We start from the raw sequence: 17,456 nt of genomic DNA on the forward strand, positions 1-17,456 counted from the left end.
GACATCGACGCGTCAGCGGCCCGGCGGGCGGATCCGGCGCATACGACAAAACCCCCGGAAATCCGGGGGTCCTGGTCTGTAGCAGGAGCGGGGCTTGAACCCGCGACCTCACGATTATGAGTCGTGCGCTCTCACCAACTGAGCTACCCTGCCGCAAGGCGATCCGCTCACAAAAGCAGATGCTGCGAGCCCCGAGTCAGGATTGAACTGACGACCCCTTCCTTACCATGGAAGTGCTCTGCCACTGAGCTATCGGGGCGTTGTCACCCGTGAAGGCAACCACACGAGAATACCATCACTTTGGCCTTCTCACGAAACCGGGGAGACCCCGTCGTACCTCCCGGCGTTGGACTGCAACCAGGGAAGCGGGTCGATGGTCGAGCCGTTCACGATCAGCTCGAAGTGCAGGTGCGCGCCGTACGAACGACCGGTGTTCCCGACCTTGCCGACGATGTCGCCGACCTCGACGGTCTGACCCTGCGTGACCTGCAGCGAACCGTACTGCATGTGCGAGTAGTGGCTCGTGATCGTCTTGCCGTCGATGATGTGATCGACGTAGACGGTGACGCCGTAGTTGCCGCCGGACTCGGTCGCGATGCGCACCGTGCCGTCGGCGATCGCCTGCACAGGAGCACCGGCTCCCGGGACGAGGTCGATGCCTTCGTGCATGCCGGTGTCGCGCACGCCGTAGCCGGAGCTCATCGCGACGCCGACCAGGAACGGCCACTGGATCGCGGCGTCGGGGTCGTTCGAGTACAGGTCGTTCGAGTACTTGATGCCCTGCTCGTTGGCGAGATCGATGAGGGATGCCGTCGAGAAGCTCTCCGAGCGGTGCATCGAGTCGTTCTGGACGTCGCCTGACGCGACGTAGGCCTGGATCTCTTCGTCGGACACAGCGGAATCCGACGCCTTCGCGCCGGCGACGAGCGACATCGACGTCTGCGGCGGCACGCCCTGCGCTGCGGCGACGGCTTCGGCGGGGAGCGTCATAGACACGGCCAGCAGACCCGCGATGCCCATGATTCCCACCGTGGCACCGGTCGCCACCAGCTTGCGGCGCATCCGGCTCCTGCGCGGCGCGGTGTGCACGGCGGTGACCGCCGTCGGGAGCTTCTGCTCGAAGATCGGGTTCTCCGCCTGCGGGACGGACGGCGCGCCGGCGACGGCGCGGAACGCACGGGATGCTGCGGTGAAAGCATCCGCGTCGGACTCGGTCGCGGTCGGCTCGGGCTTCTTGCCGGCGGCTGCCTCGGCGGCGCTCTCGGCGACCGTCTCCACGACGATCTCAGTGGCTGCGACGACCGTCTTCGCCATGTCGGCGACCACGGAATCTGCCGCGATCTCCGGCTCGAAGGCCTCGTCGGCGCTCGGCGCCGTGACGGGCTCGGCGGCACGCTGGCGGTCGCGCATGGCCCGGCGAGAGAGCGGGGCCGCGGGCACATCTGCGGGAGCTGCAGGCGAGTCCACTTCGATGTTCAGCGGGGTCGCGAAATCCTCGGTCCGGCGACGGCTGGAACGGCGCGTGCGCGCGGGCTCAGCCATAGGGGAATCGAAGGGCAAAACAGTATCTCTCGGGTGACTCGTCAAGCGGGGGCAGCTTCGTCTTCGGGTGACGAAGGTAACGAACAGATAAACCCTACCCTGCGGGCGCTGAGAATGCCATGTACACGGCCGTCTAAATCCGATCGTCGAGAACGGCCGAAAGCCGGGCGTGCAGGTCGGCTTCCGCAGCGATCAGCATCGGGCGTGCGGATGCCGTGTCGAGCCGTGTCACGACTCCACCCGCTTCGGCCACGAGCAGCGCACCGGCGGCGAAATCCCACGGCTTCAGTCCCCGCTCGAAGTACCCGTCGAGTCGTCCTGCGGCGACGTAGGCGAGGTCGATCGCTGCCGACCCCATCCGTCGCAGGTCGCGGGCCAGCGGCATCACCTTCCGTACCGTCGCGAGGTCGCCGTCGTGCGTGGACGGGTCGTATCCGAACCCGGTTCCGAGGAGTGCACCGGCAGGCGTCATCGCGGCGACGGCGAGGCGCTGCGCACCCAGCCATGCTCCCCCACCGCGCGATGCGGTGAACATCTCGCTCAGCACCGGGGCGTAGACCGCGCCGGCGAGCCCCACCCAGGTGTCCGGATCCGCGCTGCCCTGCACGGCCGCGATGCTGACGCTGTATGCCGGGATCCCGTAGGCATAGTTCACGGTTCCGTCGATCGGATCGACGACCCAGGTGACCCCGGTGGAGCTGCCCGCCGTGCCGGACTCCTCGCCGAGGAAGCCGTCGCCTGGACGTTCTGCGGCCAGGCGCGTCCGGATCAGGTCTTCGACATCTTGGTCCGCCTCGGTGACGATATCGGCGAGGGTGCTCTTCGTCGCAGCGAACGACACGCCTTCGGCGCGGCGACGGCGCGCAAGCTCTCCCGCCTCGAGGGCGATGTCGGCGGCGAGTTCCTTCAGCTGCTCGGCGTCGGCCGCTGATGCCGAGGTCACTGTCGCGGCGCCGGCGGCGGGGGCGGGAAGGCGCCGGGCGCCGGGCGCGGCGGCGTCTGCGGGGAGGCCGGCTCGTCGGACGGCGAATCGGGCCCGGTGGGCACCGGCGGTACATGCGCTGCCGGCGTCTCGGGGGCGGCCGGCGCAGCGGGTGCTGCCTGCTCGGCATCCTCGGTAGTGTCGCCTGCGACGCCGTCGGCGGCGGCTGGAGCGCCGGCGGGCGGCACCGGGTATCCGTCCGGACCGAGGGGCGCGTCCGGCGACGAGATGAGCCCCGTCTCGGGATGCCGCGCGGCAGCAGCGGCTGGAGTCTCCTGCACGGCTTGCCCCTGCTGCGGAAGCGCCGGGAACGACGAGGACTGGCCGTAGCCGGACGCCTGCGACGTGGGGACGCCGGTGTAGTAGGCGTTCCAGTCCGGCGACCCGTCCGGCATGACCGGCAGCGGCGTCACGCCGTCGGCGTAGGTAGGCCACTGCTGCGCGGCGGGTGCGACCGCGTAGCCCTGCGGTGCGTGTGCGCGCTTCTTCGGGGCGAACAGGGCGTTCAGCAGCGGGATCAGGGTCGTGCCGACTGCCGTCAGGATCGCGAGCGCGACGACGATGCGCCAGTACAGGTCGCCGTAGGTGAACGTGTCGGGGAACGTCAGGTAGAACACGAGCATGCCGACCAGCAGCACGAGCATCGAGATCGTGACGTAGAAGATGACCTGTGTGAACGTCGTCACGTAGCGGCGGGTTGCCGGGATGAACAGGCGCACGTGGAGCAGTGCGAGCTGCAGCACACCGATGATGACCAGCAGCAGGAAGAACCGCCCGACGCCTCCGGTGTACTCGTACAGCTCGTTCGGCAGCCAGATCTTGATGGCGCCCGCGATCAGCGCGACGATCCATGTGATCATGCTCGCCAGCGCCAGCCAGTCCGGTCGACGCGGCGCGAGCCCGGCCTCGAGGATCGCGATGCCCGCGAACCCCGCGAGCAGCAGGATCGTGAGGAAGGCGCGGCCGATGATGCCGTTCTGATCGCCGACGAGAACCCAGACCACGCAGACCAGGGCGGCCGCGATCAGCGCGCCGATCGCGATCCAGATCGATCCGCGGATCAGCAGCGATGCGTTCGTCTTCGCCCCTGCTTCATTGACCTCTGACATGGTGTCCCCTCTTCGGCCGTTGATGCTCTCATCCTCGCACGCAGTGGTGGCTTCGCACCGGGGTGCACGGGAATTGTGGGAAGTCAGCGAGCTTTCTTCGCGGATGCCGCGGCGAACGCGGCGACGCGCGCCCTGGCATCCGGGGTGTCGAAGGCGGCGCCGATCGACCGGGCCTCCTCGTCGAGCTGCTCCGCGAACGTGCGCGAGGGCTGCGAGCGGATGAGCCGCTTAGCCTGGCCGTATGCGCCGGCGGCGCCCGCGAGCCAGAAGCGCGCGATCTCCTCGGCGCGTGCGCGCACGCGGTCGGCTTCGTCGACGGCTCCCTCACCGCTGACGATCTCGGCGACCAGCCCCCACTCGAGAGCCTCCTCGGCGGTGAGCAGACGGTCCTGCAGGACGAGCTGCAGCGCGCGGCGGCTGCCGACGGCGTCCGCGAGGTGCGCCGAGACCGACAGGTCGGGGGTGAGCCCGATGTTCGCGTAGAGGCTGCCGAGCTTGGAACGGCCGCCGACGACGGCGTAGTCGGTGCTGAGCAGGATGCCCAGGCCTCCGCCGGCGGTCGTGCCGTGCGCTGCGGCGACGACGGGGATCGCGGATTCCGTGAGCGCGCGGATGCCCTCGTTGATCACGCCGGCGAGTTCCGTGAGTGGCCTTCCGTCGGGCATGGTGTTCGCCATATCGAGCACGTCCCCACCCGCACAGAACGAGGCGCCGGCTGCATCCAGCATGATGGCCCGCACGTCGTCTCGCGAGGTCGCCTCGGTCGTGGCATCCCGCCATGCATGCGCAAGATCCGCGCTGAAGGCATTGAGGCGGGTCGGGCGGTTCAGCGTGAGGCGCGCGAGACCTTCATCGACCGAGAACAGGACGGCATCGCTCATGGGCATCTCCTTCGAAGCGCGGACTTCGCCAGCCTAGCGAGCGGGCGCTGTCAGTCCGTGTCCTCTTGTACCCGTGCGACAAAGCGCTCCATGCGGCGGCGGGTTCCGTCCAGTCGCATGTCCACCTGTCCGGCCGCGCGCACCTCGTTCGGGGCGAGCGGATGCGCGAGCCGCACGTTGTCGTGGCAGGAGAGGTCGGCGCACATGTAGGTGCCGACGCTGTCGCCGCGATGCCCCGCGGAGCCTGTCTTGCGCGCTGCGAAGAGCGCGACCTGGTTGCCCGGCTGCATCGTGTGGCAGATGTTGCACATTCCCGACCGCGAGTGGCCGGGGTCGCTGGCGCGCAGGACGATCCCGATCACGCCTTCCTCCGCCTCGACGAGGATGCATCCGCGCTTGCTGGAGGCGGGGTCCCTCCAGGCCAGGAAGTCGCGGAAGTCCCAGTCGACGAGGAGGAAGTCGTGCGGCATCTCGATCATCCGCAGCTCGTCCTCGGTGGCGTTGACGAACGACGCGCGGACGTCGGACTCGGTGAGCGCTCGCATCGCCCCAGTCTATGAAGTCAGAGCACCGGCGGACTCCGGGGCACTGCTCCTGTCGCGGATGAGGAACCCGAATCCGAACGCGACGAAGAACATCAGCACTCCGTACACGGCGGCCGGAAGGCTGAGCTCGACCGACCCCAGCACCGTCTGAGCGATCACGATGGCGAGGGTGGCGTTGTGGATGCCGATCTCGAACGACGACGCGATGGCCTGGCGTCGCTCGATCTTCAGCATGCGCGGCACGGTGTAACCGACCGCGAGGCTGATCAGGCAGAACACGATCGTGATCAGCGCGAGACTCGCGAAGTTCTCGACCAGGAGCGCCCAGTTGGATGCCACCGCTCCGGCGATCACGACGATGAGGATGACGACACTCGCGATCCGCACCGGGCGGTCCATGCCGTCGGCGAACTTCGGCCAGAGCCAGCGGACGAGCATGCCGATCGCAACCGGCAGCAGGACGATCGCGAAGACCTCGAGCGCCTTGGACCACTGCAGCCCGAGCTGATCGTCGAACGGGTTGAAGTACATGATCGCGAAGTTCGTGATCACCGGCAGCGTGATGACGGCGATGACCGAGTTCACGGCAGTGAGTGAGATGTTCAACGCGATGTCACCGCGGAACAGGTGACTGTAGAGGTTCGCCGTCGTGCCACCGGGCGACGCGGCGAGCATCATCATGCCCACCGCCAGCACCGGTGGCAGCTGGAACAGGAGCACGAGGCCGAAGCAGATCGCCGGCAGCAGCAGGAGCTGGCAGGCGAGGGCGACGGCCACGGCTTTGGGCTGTTTCAGCACGCGGGCGAAGTCGGCGAGTGTGAGGCTGAGCCCGAGGCCGAGCATGATGATGCCGAGGGCGACGGGTAATCCGATGGTGGTCAACGCTGATCCCATGGACCTCAGTGTGGCGGATGCCGGGCCTCGGTGTCACGCATTCGAGTTGCTCCACCGGCGGAAACGAATGAGGCCCCGCGTTCGCGGGGCCTCATTCAAGTGGTGGTGGCAAGTGAGGGATTCGAACCCCCGAATGCAATGCAGGCTGATTTACAGTCAGCTCCCTTTGGCCGCTTGGGTAACTTGCCAAGTGCACACCCGTCCAGCTTGTACAGCCAACCGGGGGCGCGAGTTTCAATCATACCCGCCGAGCGCAGGTGTAAGAAATCGAAACGTCAGCTGCCATGCACGCCGCGTTCACCGTTCTCGAGCGACTCCGGAGTGCGCAGCAGACCGCCCTCCGAGCGGCATGTCGCGGCGGCGACGTCCATGGCCCGGTCGAACAGCCGCTGCCACTGCTCCCCCGTCTCCGGGCGTCCGCCGACCAGCCCCTCCGCGACCCCTGCCAGCGTCGCATCCCCGGCACCGACGGTGTCGACGATGGGTCCCGGAAGCTCGGAGATCGGCGCGGCGAAGGTGCCGGCATCCGCCTCGAGGATCGCGCCGTCCTTCCCCGCCGTCGCGAGCACGGCCTGGGTGCCCGCCCGCCGAAGTCGGGAACGCAGCGCGTCGAGATCTCCGTCGTAGAGCAGCGCGGCATCGTCCGAGCCGACCTTGACGATCGCGGCATCCGCGACCATCCGCTCGAAGCCGCGCACGAACTCGGCGCGGTCGCTCAGCATGCCGGCTCGCGGGTTCGGGTCGATCGCGACCCTGGCGCCCGCGAGTGCGTCGATCACGGCATCCACCTCGACAGGATCGTCGAACGGGAAGCAGCTGATCACCGCCAGATCGGCATCGGCGATCGCCTGCCGCGCCTCGTCGCCGTAGTGGATGCTGCGCCGCTGAGCCGCCTCATTGAAGACGTAGGTGGGCTCGCCGTGCGCGTCGCGCTGGACGATCGCGCGGGAGGAGCCGTGCGGGGCAGCGCTCGCGACGAGGCCCACGCCGTGATCGGAGAGGTACTCGCGGATGTGCGCTCCGGCTTCGTCGTCGCCGACCATCGCGATCAGCGTGGTCGGGATGCCGAGACGCCGCAGCCCCACCGCGACGTTCAGCGCCGCACCGCCGACCAGTTCGCGGACGCCGCCGGCGTCGTGGATCTCGTCGATGAGGGCGTCACCGATGACGACGGCGCGAGGTGTGTGCGGCATCCCCTCATTCTGGCGCACGCCGCGCTACCTTGGCGGCATGAGGACTCATCGCGCGAGCGTCGTCGCCGTCGCACTGCTAATCGCGACGGCACTCGCAGGATGCACCGGCAGCCCGTCCGGCGACGCCTCGACGCCCGCGACATCTGCGGCCTCGGAGAGCCCGTCGCCGTCGGCATCCGAAAGTCCGAAGCCGACCGCGACGCCGACATCGAAGCCGGTCGCGATCCCGGAGGACTGCCGCGCGATCCTGTCGGACGACGTGCTGGCGCAGTTGGAGGACGTGCCGCTGAACGACCCGGCAGTCGGACCCACCGGCATCCAGCCCGGCGGCTCGCTGCTGTGCATCTGGCGCGATCCCCGCGCCGACACGACCGCGCTCATCACGACCATCTCGCACATGAATCGCGGCCCCGCCCTCGGCATGCTCAACGTCCTCGCCGACGACGAGGGGTTCACCTGCTTCACCCCCGACGAGGGCACGCGCTGCGAGAAGACGTGGGAGAACGACGTCTACCCGGTCACCGAAGGGCGGACGCTGTTCTGGCGCGATGGAGTGATGATCGACACGAGCTACTCGAACCTGGCGCCGAGCGGCTACACGTCGAGCATCGTCGCGAGCCTGTTCGAATAGGGGCGCGCGGCGCGCACGCGGGAGGTGTCGCTTCTTGCCGCTCACCCGCGGCCCGAGCGACAACACCGGCCACCTCCCGAGACTCCACGCGCGCCACTCGCTCGGGAGGTGTCGCTTATTGTCGCTCACCCGGGGCCCGAGCGACAACAACGGCCACCTCCCGACCAGGAGAACTCCGGAAACGATCGAAGGCCCCGCACCTCCGAAGAGGGGCGGGGCCTTCGATCGACTCAGATCAGTTATACGTGCCCGGGGTCACGTCATCCGTCGAGAACGCGTCGAAGTCGACGTAGCCGAAGTCGCCCTCGGCGTACGCGCCGTCGGATGCGAAGATCCGGTTCGGGTAGCGCTCGCTCTTGGCTTCCTCGGTCGCCTCGACCGTGACGTTGCGGTACTTCGAGAGACCGGTTCCGGCGGGGATGAGCTTACCGATGATGACGTTCTCCTTGAGACCGACCAGCGGGTCGCGCTTGCCCTGCATCGCAGCCTCGGTGAGCACGCGGGTCGTCTCCTGGAACGAGGCGGCCGACAGCCACGACTCGGTTGCAAGCGACGCCTTGGTGATACCCATCAGCTCCGAGCGGCCGGACGCGGGGCGCTTGCCCTCTGCCACAGCCTCGCGGTTGATCGACTGGTAGCGCTTGAGGTCGACCATCTCACCAGGCAGCAGGGTCGTGTCGGCGTGATCGACGACGGTGACCTTGCGGAGCATCTGACGGACGATGACCTCGATGTGCTTGTCGTGGATCGGCACACCCTGCGAGCGGTAGACGCCCTGGACGCCGCCGACGAGGTACTTCTGCACCTCGCGGGCACCCATGACACGCATGACCTCCTTGGGGTCGAGCGTTCCGACCTGCAGGGGCTGACCGACCGTGACGTGCTGACCGTCCTCGACGAGAAGCGTCGCACGCTTCAGCACCGGGTAGACGACCTCTTCATCACCGTTGTCGGGCGTGAGGATGACCTTCTTGGCCTTGTCGGTCTCGTCGATCGTGATGCGGCCATCGGCCTCGGCGATCGGCGACGCGCCCTTCGGCGTACGAGCCTCGAAGAGCTCCTGCACACGGGGCAGACCCTGGGTGATGTCATCCGCGGATGCCGAACCACCGGTGTGGAAGGTACGCATCGTCAGCTGGGTACCGGGCTCACCGATCGACTGGGCGGCGATGATGCCGACGGCCTCGCCGATGTCGACGGTCTTGCCGGTCGCGAGCGAACGGCCGTAGCACTGCGCGCAGACGCCGACAGCCGAGTCGCAGGTCAGCACGGAGCGGACCTTGATCTCCTCGACGCCGAGCTCGACGAGCTTGTCGATCAGCACGTCGCCCACATCGTCACCGGCCGAGGCGAGGACCTCGCCCGACTCGCTGACGACGTCGGCTGCCAGGGTACGGGCGAACACCGAGTTCTCGACGTTCGCGTCGCGCACCAGCTCTCCCTGCGAGTTCGGAGCGGCGATCGGGAGCGCGAGGCCCTTCGACGTGCCGCAGTCCTCTTCGCGGATGATGACGTCCTGCGAGACATCCACCAGACGACGGGTCAGGTAACCCGAGTCGGCGGTACGCAGAGCGGTGTCGGCCAGACCCTTACGGGTACCGTGCGTCGCGATGAAGTACTCCGCCACCGACAGACCCTCGCGGTACGAGGAGATGATCGGACGCGGGATGATCTCACCCTTGGGGTTGTTCACCAGACCACGCATACCCGCGATGTTGCGGATCTGCAGCCAGTTACCACGAGCACCAGACGACACCATGCGGTTGATGGTGTTGTCCTCCGGGAAGTTGGCGCGCATCGCGGCCTGAACCTCGTCGGTCGCCTCAGTCCAGATCTTGATGAGCTCCTGGCGACGCTCGGCGTCGGTGGTGAGACCCTTCTCGTACTGCGACTGGACCTTCGCGGCCTGCTTCTCGTAGCCGGCGACGATCTCCTTCTTGTTCGGAGGCGTGAGGATGTCGCTCAGGGCGACGGTCACACCCGAGCGCGTGGCCCAGTAGAAACCGGCATCCTTGATGCGGTCCAGCGTCGCAGCGGTCTCGACCTTGGGGTACTCCTCGGCCAGCTTGTTGACGATCTGGGACAGCTTGCCCTTGTCGGCAGGCTCGCGGACGAAGGGGTAGCCCTTCGGCAGCGTCGCGTTGAAGATCGCCTGACCCAGCGAAGCGTCGACCAGGCCGTGCTTCTCGTAGCCCTCCGGAGCCTCGCCCTCAAGGAAGTTGAGGCCGGGGATGCGGATGCGGACCTTCGCCTGCAGGTCGAGGGTGCCCTCATCCTTGGCGAGGATCGCCTCGGAGACCGAGCCGAACGCACGACCCTCACCCTTTGCGCCGTCCTTGACCACCGTCAGGTGGTGCAGACCGATGATCATGTCCTGCGAAGGCAGGGTGACCGGGCGGCCGTCGGACGGCTTCAGGATGTTGTTCGACGCGAGCATCAGCACGCGGGCCTCGGCCTGGGCCTCGACCGACAGCGGCAGGTGCACGGCCATCTGGTCACCGTCGAAGTCGGCGTTGAACGCAGCACACACGAGCGGGTGCAGCTGGATCGCCTTGCCCTCGACGAGCTGGGGCTCGAACGCCTGGATACCGAGACGGTGCAGCGTGGGCGCACGGTTCAGCAGCACGGGGCGCTCGCGGATGATCTCCTCGAGCACGTCCCAGACCTCGGGACGGGTGCGCTCGACGGCGCGCTTGGCGGCCTTGATGTTCTGCGAGTGACCGAGGTCGATCAGGCGCTTGATCACGAACGGCTTGAACAGCTCGAGCGCCATCTGCTTGGGCAGACCGCACTGGTGCAGCTGCAGCTGCGGGCCGACGACGATGACCGAACGGCCCGAGTAGTCGACGCGCTTGCCGAGCAGGTTCTGGCGGAAACGACCCTGCTTACCCTTCAGCATGTCGCTGAGGGACTTCAGGGCGCGGTTGCCGGTACCGGTGACGGGGCGACCACGGCGGCCGTTGTCGAACAGCGCGTCGACGGCCTCCTGCAGCATCCGCTTCTCGTTGTTGACGATGATCTCGGGGGCACCGAGGTCGATCAGACGACGAAGACGGTTGTTGCGGTTGATCACGCGACGGTAGAGGTCGTTGAGGTCGCTGGTGGCGAAGCGGCCACCGTCGAGCTGCACCATCGGGCGCAGCTCCGGCGGGATCACCGGCACGACATCGAGAACCATGGATGCCGGGCTCATGCCGGTCTCCAGGAACGAGTTGACGACCTTCAGACGCTTGATCGCGCGGATCTTGCGCTGCCCCTTGCCCTCGGAGATCTGCAGGTGCAGGCTCTCGGCCTCGGCCTGCAGGTCGAAGGCGGCCAGACGACGCTGGATCGACTCCGCACCCATGTGGGCCTCGAAGTACTGACCGAAGCGGTCCTGCAGCTCGTGGAAGACGTCGTCCTCCGGGCGCAGGGCGCCGACCTCGAGCGTGCGGAAGTCCTCCCACACGCGCTCGAGCTTGGCGATGGCGTCGTCTGCACCCTTGCGCAGCTGCGACATCTCCTTCTCGGCGGCGTCCTTGACCTTCTTCTTGGCGTCGGCCTTGGCGCCCTCGGCCTCGAGAGCCGCGAGCTCCTCCTCCAGCTTGGTGAGGCGCTCGGCGATCTTCGCGTCGCGACGATCGGCGAGCGTCTTCAGCTCGAGGCGGACGTTGTTCTCCTGCGTGGCGAGGTCGCGGTGACGAGCATCCTCATCGACCGAGATGACCATGTACGCGGCGAAGTAGATGACCTTCTCGAGGTCCTTCGGCGCCATGTCGAGCAGGTACCCGAGGCGCGAAGGCACGCCCTTGAAGTACCAGATGTGGGTGACGGGCGCGGCGAGCTCGATGTGGCCCATGCGCTCGCGACGGACGGAGCTCTTGGTGACCTCCACGCCGCAGCGCTCGCACACGATGCCCTTGAAGCGGACGCGCTTGTACTTTCCACATGCACACTCCCAGTCACGGGAAGGGCCGAAGATCTGCTCGCCGAACAGACCGTCCTTCTCGGGCTTGAGGGTGCGGTAGTTGATGGTTTCGGGCTTCTTCACCTCACCGTAGGACCATCCGCGAATGTCGTCTGCGGTGGCCAGGCCGATGCGAAGCTCATCGAAGGTGTTTGACTCGAGCACTAGTTCTCCTGTGTCTCAATAAATTTCTGTGATCAGACGCTGGGCTGAGCCCGCGTCAGATCTCGTCGATCGAGGCGGACTCGAATCGGCTGGAGATGTTGATACCGAGCTCTTCGGCGGCACGGAATGCCTCGTCGTCGGTGTCGCGGAGGTTGACCGCAGTGCCGTCAGCCGAGAGGACCTCGACGTTCAGGCAGAGCGACTGCATCTCCTTCATGAGCACCTTGAACGACTCGGGGATGCCGGGCTCCTGGATGTTCTCACCCTTGACGATCGCCTCGTAGACCTTGACGCGGCCGAGGATGTCGTCGGACTTGATCGTGAGGAGCTCCTGGAGGGCGTATGCGGCGCCGTAAGCCTCGAGCGCCCACACCTCCATCTCACCGAAGCGCTGTCCACCGAACTGCGCCTTACCACCGAGCGGCTGCTGGGTGATCATCGAGTACGGACCCGTCGAGCGTGCGTGGATCTTGTCGTCGACCAGGTGGTGCAGCTTCAGGATGTACATGTAGCCCACCGAGATCGGCGCCGGGAACGGCTCACCCGAACGGCCGTCGAACAGCTGGGTCTTGCCCGAGCGGTCGATGAGGCGCACACCGTCGCGCGTCGGCAGCGTGGAGTCGAGGAGACCTGCGATCTCGTGCTCCTCGGCACCGTCGAACACCGGGGTGGCGACCTTGGTGCCGGGGGCTGCCTCGAAGGCGACCTCGGGCAGAGTCGACGCCCACTCCGGGGTGCCCTCGACCTTCCAGCCCTGCTTGGCGATCCACCCGAGGTGGGTCTCCAGGACCTGGCCGAAGTTCATTCGACCCGGGATGCCGAGCGGGTTCAGCACGATGTCGACCGGGGTGCCGTCCGCAAGGAAGGGCATGTCCTCGATCGGGAGGATCTTCGCAATGACACCCTTGTTGCCGTGACGGCCGGCGAGCTTGTCGCCCTCGGTGATCTTGCGCTTCTGGGCGATGTAGACCACGACGCGGCGGTTGACGCCGGAGCCGAGCTCGTCGTCGCCCTCTTCGGCGTTGAACTCCTTGACGGCGATGATCGTGCCCTGCTCACCGTGGGGCACCTTCAGAGAGGTGTCACGGACCTCGCGGCTCTTCTCGTTGAAGATCGCGCGGAGCAGGCGCTCCTCGGCCGACAGCTCGGTCTCGCCCTTCGGCGTGACCTTGCCGACGAGGATGTCGCCGGGACGGACCTCGGCGCCGATGCGGATGATGCCGCGCTCGTCGAGGTCCTTCAGCAGCTCAGGGCTGACGTTGGGGAGGTCACGGGTGATCTCCTCCTTGCCGAGCTTGGTGTCGCGGGCGTCGACCTCGTACTCCTCGATGTGGATCGAGGAGAGGGTGTCGTCCTTCACCAGGTCCTGGCTGAGGATGATGGCATCCTCGAAGTTGTAGCCCTCCCACGTCATGAACGCGACGAGCAGGTTCTTGCCGAGCGCGAGCTCGCCGTTCTCGGTGGCGGGGCCATCGGCGATGACCTCGTTCACCTCGACGCGCTCACCGGCCGAGACGACGACCTTCTGGTTGTAGGAGGTGCCCTGGTTCGAGCGGTCGAACTTGCGCAGGTGGTACTCCTGCGTGCCGCCCTCGTCGAGCTGCACGACCACGCGGTCTGCCGAGACCTCGGTGACCACACCGGCCTTGTCGGCGGTCAGGACGTCGCCGGCGTCGATGGCCGCGTAGCCCTCCATACCGGTTCCGACCAGCGGGGAGTCGCTGCGCAGCAGCGGCACGGCCTGACGCTGCATGTTGGCGCCCATGAGGGCGCGCTGGGCGTCATCGTGCTCGAGGAACGGCACGAGCGAGGTCGCGACCGACACCATCTGGCGCGGCGAGACGTCCATGTAGCCGATCTCGGCGGGCTCGAACATGTCGACCTCACCGCTGCCGCCCTTCGGGCGAGCCAGCACGTGGCTGTCGACGAAGCGCTTCTTGTCGTCGAGCTTGGCGTTGGCCTGCGCGATGTTGAAGTCGTTCTCCTCGGCGGCCGTGAGGTAGTCGATGTCATCGGTGACCACACCGTCGACGACGCGACGGTACGGGGTCTCGATGAAACCGAAGGAGTTGATGCGGGCGAAGGTCGCCAGCGAGCCGATCAGACCGATGTTCGGGCCTTCAGGGGTCTCGATGGGGCACATGCGGCCGTAGTGCGACGGGTGGACGTCACGGACCTCGACACCTGCGCGGTCGCGGGACAGACCACCGGGGCCCAGCGCCGACAGGCGGCGCTTGTGGGTCAGACCCGCGAGCGGGTTGTTCTGGTCCATGAACTGCGACAGCTGCGACGTTCCGAAGAACTCCTTGATCGCGGCGACGACAGGGCGCACGTTGATCAGGGTCTGCGGCGTGATCGCCTCGATGTCCTGCGTGGTCATGCGCTCGCGGACGACGCGCTCCATGCGGGACAGACCGGTGCGGACCTGGTTCTGGATGAGCTCGCCGACGGCGCGGATGCGACGGTTGCCGAAGTTGTCGATGTCATCGGTCGCGATGCGGATCTCGGCCTTCTTGCCGCTGCGCAGACCCTCGAAGGTCTCGTCGCCGCGGTGCAGGCGCACCAGGTACTTGATGGTCGCCACGATGTCCTCGACGGTGAGCACCGACGAGTCCAACGGCTGGCCGAGACCGAGCTTCTGGTTGATCTTGTAGCGGCCGACCTTGGCGAGGTCGTAGCGCTTGGCGTTGAAGTAGAAGTTGTCCAGCAGCGCGCGGGCGGCCTCAGCGGCGACCTGCTCGCCCGGACGGAGCTTGCGGTAGATGTCGCGAAGCGCGTCTTCCTTGGTGAGGATGGTGTCCTTGGCCAGGGTCTCCTCGATGGAGGGGAAGCCGGAGAACTCGGCGAGGATCTCCTCGCTGGTCATGCCGAGGGCCTTGAGGAAGACCGTCACGGACTGCTTGCGCTTGCGGTCGATGCGGACGCCGACCTGGTCGCGCTTGTCGATCTCGAACTCGAGCCATGCACCACGGCTCGGGATGACGCGAGCGGAGACGATGTCCTTGTCGGAGGTCTTGTCCGGCGTCTTGTCGAAGTAGACACCCGGCGAGCGCACGAGCTGCGAGACGACGACACGCTCGGTGCCGTTGATGATGAAGGTTCCCTTGCTGGTCTGCAGCGGGAAGTCGCCCATGAAGACGGTCTGCGTCTTGATCTCACCGGTCTGGTGGTTCATGAACTCGGCCTCGACGTACAGCGGGGCGGCGTAGGTCTTGCCGCGCTCCTTGCACTCGTCGATCGAGTACTTCTCGGGCTCGAGGTAGGGGTTCGTGAAGCTCAGCTGCATCGTCTCGCTGAGGTCTTCGATCGGAGAGATCTCCTCGAAGATCTCCTCAAGACCGCTGAACTCGTTGAGGTCCTTGCGGCCGGCCTTCTTACCCTCGGCGACACGCGCCTTCCAGGTGTCGTTGCCGACGAGCCAGTCGAACGACTCGGTCTGCAGCGCGAGAAGGTCGGGGACCGTCAGCGTGTCGGAGATCTTGGCGAACGAGAGACGCGATGCTCCGCGTCCGTTCTTGTTGGTGGTGGATGTGGATGCGTTGGGAGCAGCAGCCAAGGGAATAACCTCCGTGAGCCCCGCAGGGCTTCTCGATTCCTTTGTCGTCAGGTGGAGTGCGCGCTCACATGCTCAACATCTGCCGACCACCATATGAGGGCAGGGAGAAAGGAGGCGCAAGGAACAACTATACGAGGTAATTCGCGACATGGCAAGCGCAATCCTTGACCAATTCCGGATGCTGCGGTAAAAGCCCCCTCCCCGTCCCCAGATTCCGACCCCGAGATTGCAGGGTGAGAGGTTGCGGGCGGGCGGCGGCGAGGTCAGGCGATGTTGAGCTCGTTGCCGGGAATGGATGCCAGCAGGCGCCGGGTGTACGGGTCTCGGGGGTTCGTAAAGATCTCCTCCGAGGATGCCGCCTCCACGAGCGCACCGTCCTTCATCACGCACACGTAGTCGCTGATCAGCCGCACCACCGCGAGGTCGTGCGAGATGAACAGATAGCTCAGGCCGTACTCGCGCTGCAGGTCGCCCAGCAGCCGCAGGATCTGGTCCTGCACGAGCACGTCCAGCGCCGAGACCGGCTCGTCGCAGACGATCAGGTCGGGCGAGAGCGCGAGTGCGCGGGCGATCGCGACACGCTGCCGCTGACCGCCGGAGAGCTCCGACGGGTACCGCCGCAGCATCGACTGCGGCAGCGCGACATCGTCGAGCAGCTGACGGACGCGCTTGCGGCGGTCGGAGCCGCTCCCCCGCTTGTAGAACTCCAGCGGCTCGGCGATCAGGCGCTCGATCGTGAACATCGGGTTCAGACTCGAGTACGGATCCTGGAAGATCGGCTGCACGCGCTGCCGGAAGTCCCTGGTGTCCGCGCGGTTCAGCGACGCGATGTCCTTGCCCTCGTAGCGGATGACGCCCTTCGTGGGCTCGAACAGCTTCAGCAGCATCCGCGCCGTCGTCGTCTTTCCCGACCCCGACTCGCCCACGATCGCGACGGTCTCGCCACGCGGGATCGCGAGTGAGACGTCGTTCACGGCGACGAAGTCCTCACCGCGTCCGCGCACCGGGAAGACCTTGGTGAGATTCTCGATCTCGACGATGTTGTCGGATGCCGTGGCGGATGCCGGCTTCGACTCGCCTTCGGCTCGCTCAACCCGTTTCGTCTCGCTGCGCTCGCTCAACGCCCCGTCCGGAGACTCGACGCCCCGCGGGGATGCGTCGGGACTCGGCGCGGAGAAGACATCCGGCTGCAGGCGCGCGACGGCGACGGACGGCGCCGCCTTCACGAGTGACTGCGTGTACGGGTGCTGCGGGTCCTCGAGGATCTGCTTCGCGGGGCCCTGCTCGACGACCTTGCCGCGGTGCATGACGACCACGCGCTCGGCGCGCTCGGCGGCCAGGCCCAGGTCGTGCGTGATCAGCAGCACGGCGGTGCCGAGCTCGCGGGTCATCGCGCCGATCTGATCGAGGATCGTCTGCTGCACCGTGACGTCGAGGGCACTGGTCGGCTCGTCGGCGATCAGCAGCCGCGGCTTGCAGGCCAGCCCGATCGCGATGAGCGCGCGCTGGCGCATGCCGCCGGAGAACTCGTGCGGGTACTGCTTGGCGCGCTTCGCGGCATCCGGAAGCCCTGCCGCCTCGAGCGCCTCGACGACCTTCTGCGACACGTTCTGGCGGTTCGCGAGTCCGTGTGCCAGCAGCGTCTCGGCGACCTGCGTGCCGATCTTGGCGACCGGGTTGAGGTTGGACATCGGGTCCTGCGGGACGAGTCCGATGTCGCGCCCGCGGATGCCGCGCAGCTCGTTCTCGGACGCCTTGGAGATCTCGCGGCCGTCCAGTCGGATGCTGCCGCCGGCGATGTGCCCGCCACCGGCGAGCAGTCCGATGATCGCCATCGCGGTGGTCGACTTGCCGGAGCCGGACTCGCCAACGATCGCGACCGTCTCGCCCTCCGAGATGTCGAGATCGACGCCCTCGACCGCGTGGACGGTGCCGTCCATGGTTCTGAAGTCGACCGCGAGACCGCGGACGGACAGCAGCGGAGCATCCATTCTCTGTTCTTGCTCGGTCAT

11 protein-coding genes and 3 tRNA genes are annotated in these 17,456 nt (G+C 67.0%); 1 reads left to right on the forward strand and 13 read right to left on the reverse strand.

From position 1 onward, the window contains the following. Nucleotides 1–79 precede the first annotated feature (79 nt). The 10 genes from MAE01_RS07355 to MAE01_RS07400 form a co-directional block, all read right to left on the reverse strand. Nucleotides 80–153 (reverse strand) — tRNA-Met (locus tag MAE01_RS07355). A 34-nt stretch (nucleotides 154–187) separates the two neighbouring features. After that, a tRNA-Thr gene (locus MAE01_RS07360) sits at nucleotides 188–259 on the reverse strand. A gap of 50 nt (nucleotides 260–309) precedes the next feature. Beyond that, nucleotides 310–1,542, reverse strand: coding sequence for a M23 family metallopeptidase (locus MAE01_RS07365; RefSeq protein WP_229718074.1), 1,233 nt, complete (start codon nucleotides 1,540–1,542; stop codon nucleotides 310–312). 133 nt (nucleotides 1,543–1,675) lie between these two features. Next, a complete protein-coding gene (locus tag MAE01_RS07370) occupies nucleotides 1,676–2,485 on the reverse strand; it encodes an inositol monophosphatase family protein (protein ID WP_147038909.1) in 810 nt (269 codons plus the stop codon). After that, nucleotides 2,482–3,633, reverse strand: a complete 1,152-nt coding sequence (locus tag MAE01_RS07375; protein WP_186806162.1) for a hypothetical protein — start codon at nucleotides 3,631–3,633, stop codon at nucleotides 2,482–2,484. Before MAE01_RS07375 ends, MAE01_RS07370 begins: the two co-directional genes overlap by 4 nt. A gap of 83 nt (nucleotides 3,634–3,716) precedes the next feature. Continuing rightward, a complete protein-coding gene (locus tag MAE01_RS07380; protein WP_147038910.1) occupies nucleotides 3,717–4,514 on the reverse strand; it encodes an enoyl-CoA hydratase/isomerase family protein in 798 nt (265 codons plus the stop codon). Between the two features lie 50 nt (nucleotides 4,515–4,564). Further along, the gene (locus MAE01_RS07385; RefSeq protein WP_147038911.1) at nucleotides 4,565–5,059 is read right to left on the reverse strand and encodes an FBP domain-containing protein; all 495 of its coding nucleotides are present in this window, start codon (nucleotides 5,057–5,059) and stop codon (nucleotides 4,565–4,567) included. 9 nt (nucleotides 5,060–5,068) lie between these two features. Then, a complete protein-coding gene (locus MAE01_RS07390) occupies nucleotides 5,069–5,953 on the reverse strand; it encodes a bile acid:sodium symporter family protein (protein WP_147038912.1) in 885 nt (294 codons plus the stop codon). Nucleotides 5,954–6,056: 103 nt separating this feature from the next. After that, nucleotides 6,057–6,141 (reverse strand) — tRNA-Tyr (locus MAE01_RS07395). Nucleotides 6,142–6,228: 87 nt separating this feature from the next. After that, entirely contained in the window at nucleotides 6,229–7,146 is a 918-nt protein-coding gene (locus MAE01_RS07400) for a carbohydrate kinase family protein (RefSeq protein WP_147038913.1), read from the reverse strand. Nucleotides 7,147–7,183: 37 nt separating this feature from the next. Here MAE01_RS07400 and MAE01_RS07405 point away from each other — a divergent pair, with 37 nt between their 5' ends. Then, nucleotides 7,184–7,777 carry a hypothetical protein gene (locus tag MAE01_RS07405; RefSeq protein ID WP_147038914.1) on the forward strand — a complete coding sequence of 198 codons (594 nt, stop codon included), beginning with the start codon at nucleotides 7,184–7,186 and terminating at the stop codon, nucleotides 7,775–7,777. A 235-nt stretch (nucleotides 7,778–8,012) separates the two neighbouring features. Here MAE01_RS07405 and rpoC read toward each other — a convergent pair whose 3' ends face one another. From rpoC to MAE01_RS07420, 3 genes are all read right to left on the reverse strand, one after another. Continuing rightward, a complete protein-coding gene (rpoC, locus tag MAE01_RS07410; RefSeq protein WP_147038915.1) occupies nucleotides 8,013–11,888 on the reverse strand; it encodes a DNA-directed RNA polymerase subunit beta' in 3,876 nt (1,291 codons plus the stop codon). Nucleotides 11,889–11,943: 55 nt separating this feature from the next. Then, the gene (gene rpoB, locus MAE01_RS07415) at nucleotides 11,944–15,444 is read right to left on the reverse strand and encodes a DNA-directed RNA polymerase subunit beta (protein ID WP_147038916.1); all 3,501 of its coding nucleotides are present in this window, start codon (nucleotides 15,442–15,444) and stop codon (nucleotides 11,944–11,946) included. A gap of 263 nt (nucleotides 15,445–15,707) precedes the next feature. Next, nucleotides 15,708–17,456: an ABC transporter ATP-binding protein gene (locus MAE01_RS07420; RefSeq protein WP_147038917.1), complete on the reverse strand. Its 1,749-nt coding sequence runs from the start codon at nucleotides 17,454–17,456 to the stop codon at nucleotides 15,708–15,710.

This window comes from Microbacterium aerolatum, from assembly GCF_007988825.1.
Lineage (GTDB): Bacteria > Actinomycetota > Actinomycetes > Actinomycetales > Microbacteriaceae > Microbacterium > Microbacterium aerolatum.